The 3,033-nt window shown below is 70.3% G+C and carries 3 protein-coding genes; all 3 read left to right on the top strand.

Features of this window, described 5'->3' with window-relative positions; all coding sequences use genetic code 11:
* Positions 1 to 518, top strand: a 518-nt coding sequence (locus ACPYOG_RS18955) for a winged helix-turn-helix domain-containing protein (protein WP_481295691.1), incomplete at its 5' end; no start/stop codon positions are given.
* Positions 519 to 534: 16 nt separating this feature from the next.
* Entirely contained in the window at positions 535 to 2,169 is a 1,635-nt protein-coding gene (gene mtrB / locus ACPYOG_RS18960; RefSeq protein ID WP_481295692.1) for an MtrAB system histidine kinase MtrB, read from the top strand.
* Positions 2,166 to 3,033, top strand: an 868-nt coding sequence (locus tag ACPYOG_RS18965; protein ID WP_481295693.1) for an LpqB family beta-propeller domain-containing protein, incomplete at its 3' end; no start/stop codon positions are given. The genes mtrB and ACPYOG_RS18965, both read left to right, overlap by 4 nt.

Here is a 3,033-nt window from a genome sequence, read left to right on the forward strand (position 1 = left end):
TCCCGGGCCTGGACGGGATCGAGGTCTGCGACCGTATCCGGGCCGAATCCGGCACGCCGATCATAATGCTGACCGCGAAGTCGGACACCGCCGACGTGGTCAAGGGCCTGGAATCGGGCGCGGACGACTACATGGTCAAGCCGTTCAACCCGAAGGAGCTGGTCGCCCGCATCCGCACCCGGCTGCGTCCGGCCCCGGCGAGCCCGCCCTCCGACGAGCTCACCGTCGGCGACCTCATCGTCGACGTGGCGGGCCACGAGGTGCGCCGCGGCGACGCCCGCATCGCGCTGACCCCGCTGGAGTTCGACCTCCTGCTGGCGCTCGCGTCCAAGCCTCAACAGGTCTTCACCCGGGAGATGCTGCTGGAGCAGGTCTGGGGCTACCACTACAAGGCGGACACGCGCCTGGTGAACGTGCACGTCCAGCGGCTGCGCGCCAAGGTGGAGCAGGACCCGGACAATCCTAAGATCGTCATGACCGTGCGCGGGGTCGGCTACCGCGCCGGCGCCGCCGCGTGAGCTCCCGGAGAGTCGCATGCGCTTCCGGTGGCCGACGCGGGATGCGTGGCGGCGGGTGCCGTCCCGCCTCGCATATCTGTGGCGCACGTCGCTTCAGATCCGCACCGTTGCCATCACCCTCCTGCTCACGGGTGCCGCCATCCTCGTCACCGGCATCTACATGGCGCTCAGCATCAGCAACGACCTCTACCAGTCGCGCCTCGACCAGGCACTGCGCGACTCCAGCCGCGCGACGACCACGGCGCAGTCGACGCTGAACGCCTCGGACGTCTCCTCCGGCGACGCGGGCAAGAACCTGCTCAACACGGTCCTGCAGAGCGTGCAGGCATCCACCTCCAGCCGTCTGGTCGCCGCCTACCGCGTCCCGGGGCAGGACACCGGCGTCCTCGCCCCTCCGGACCGCGGCAGCCCCGCGATGAACTCCGTCATCTCGCCCGATCTCCGCGGGAAGGTGCAGAACGGAGGGATGAAGCAGTACTACCAGTCGGTCGCGCTTCCGGCGGGCGGAGGAACCGATCCCGGAATCGTCGTCGGCTCCCAGCTGACGTTGCCGTCCTACGGCAAGTACGAGCTGTACATCGGCTACAACCTGCGCGACTCCGAGAACACCCTGCTCTTCGTGCAGAACACGCTGCTCGTCGCCGGCCTGGCGCTCGTCCTCCTGATCGGTGCGATCACCTGGGTCATCGTCCGGTTCGTCGTCGAGCCCATCCGTGTGGCCGCGAGCACCAGTGAGCGACTGGCCGCCGGCGATCTGGCGGTGCGCATCCCGGAGCGGGGCGAGGACGTGTTCGCCTCGCTGGCGCGCTCCTTCAACGGGATGGCCGACAGCCTGCAGAGCCAGATCAACCAGCTCGCGACCCTGTCGCAACTGCAGCAGCGCTTCGTCTCGGACGTCTCGCACGAGCTGCGGACCCCCTTGACCACGATCCGCCTGGCGGGCGACGTCATCTACGACCAGCGCGAGGGGTTCCCGCCGGCCACCGCGCGCACCGCCGAGCTGCTGCACACCCAGATCGAGCGCTTCGACCGCCTGCTCTCCGACCTGCTCGAGATCAGCCGCTACGACGCCGGCTCCGTGGTGCTCGACGCGGAGCCCACGAATCTCGTCCGTCTCGCCGAGGAGTGCGTGGACGAGCTGCGGACGGTCGCCGAGCAGAACGGCTCGGAGCTCGTCCTCGACGCGCCCGGCGGCTATTTCGACGTGCCCATGGACCCGCGCCGCATCCGCCGTGTCGTCCGCAACCTTCTCGGCAACGCCATCGAGCACGGCGAGGGGCGGCCCGTGGTCGTCACCGTCGACAGCAACGAGAGCGCGGTCGCCCTGACCGTGCGGGACTTCGGGATCGGGATGAGCGCTCAGGACACCGGTCACGTCTTCGACCGGTTCTGGAGGGCCGACCCGTCGCGCAAGCGGACGCTCGGCGGCACGGGACTCGGGCTCGCCATCTCGCTGGAGGACGCGACCCTGCACTCCGGCTGGCTGCAGGTCTGGTCGTCGCCCGGCGCGGGATCCTGCTTCCGCCTGACACTTCCGCGCGTGTCGGGGCGCGAGATCACGGCATCCCCGCTCCCGCTTGCGCCGGCGGAGGACAGCGCCGGCGTTGCGCAGGGCAGCGACGCCGCCACCGGGAGCGAGGCGCACGCATGATCGGCCTGAGAGGATCGCGCAGCGCGCCGGGCAGGAGGTCGGCGGGCACCCGGGCGGTGCTGGCCGCCCTGGCCGGTCTTGCGCTGGTCGCGCTCGCCGCGTGCGCCAGCATCCCGGACTCCGGCCCGGTGCGCCAGGGAGGACCCGTCGCCCAGGTCAACGACCCGCTCGACCTCGACTTCAATCCCTCGCGGCCGGAGAAGGGCGCGACGCAGCAGCGGATCGTGCAGGGCTTCATCGACGCCGCATCCAGCCCCAAGAACAACTTCCAGATCGCTCGCGAGTACCTGACCCATGCCATGGCAGCCAGCTGGAACCCCGACGAGTCGGTGACCGTCGACGACGGACGCAACCGCAGCTATCAGGACCACGGGTCGCTCTGGCAGGTGGACGTGACGCCCGTCGCGAACCTCGACTCCATCGGCGCCTACCATCCGGTGGCGAGCACCGCGCCGGTCGGCCTGAACTACCAGCTGGTGAAGGAGAACGGGGAGTGGCGCATCTCGGTCGCCCCCGACGGCGTGGTCATCGACGATCCGACCTTCCGTGCGGTCTACACCCAGCAGACGCTGTACTTCTTCAGCGCCGGATACGGCTACCTGGTGCCGGACGCACGCTGGTTCCCGGCCCGCGTCGCCTCGGCCGCGACCCGGGTGGCGAGCTCGCTGCTCGCCGGGCCCGCTCCCTGGCTGAACGGGGCCGTCACGACGGCCTTCCCCAAAGGGACGCAGCTGGCCGTGCCGTCCGTGACGACGTCCGGAGGGGTGGCGCACGTCGACCTCAGCTCCGAGGCCGCGCAGGCGGATCCCGCGCAGCTGCAGCGGATGCACTATCAACTGGAGCAGTCGCTGGGCAGCCTGGCAC

The sequence above is a fragment of the Leifsonia sp. HAY1-4F genome (assembly GCF_056755275.1).

Bases quoted from the DNA above. Each gene is read 5' to 3' on its own strand.
- mtrB (WP_481295692.1), top strand. From the start codon at position 535: ATGCGCTTCCGGTGGCCGACGCGGGATGCGTGGCGGCGGGTGCCGTCC.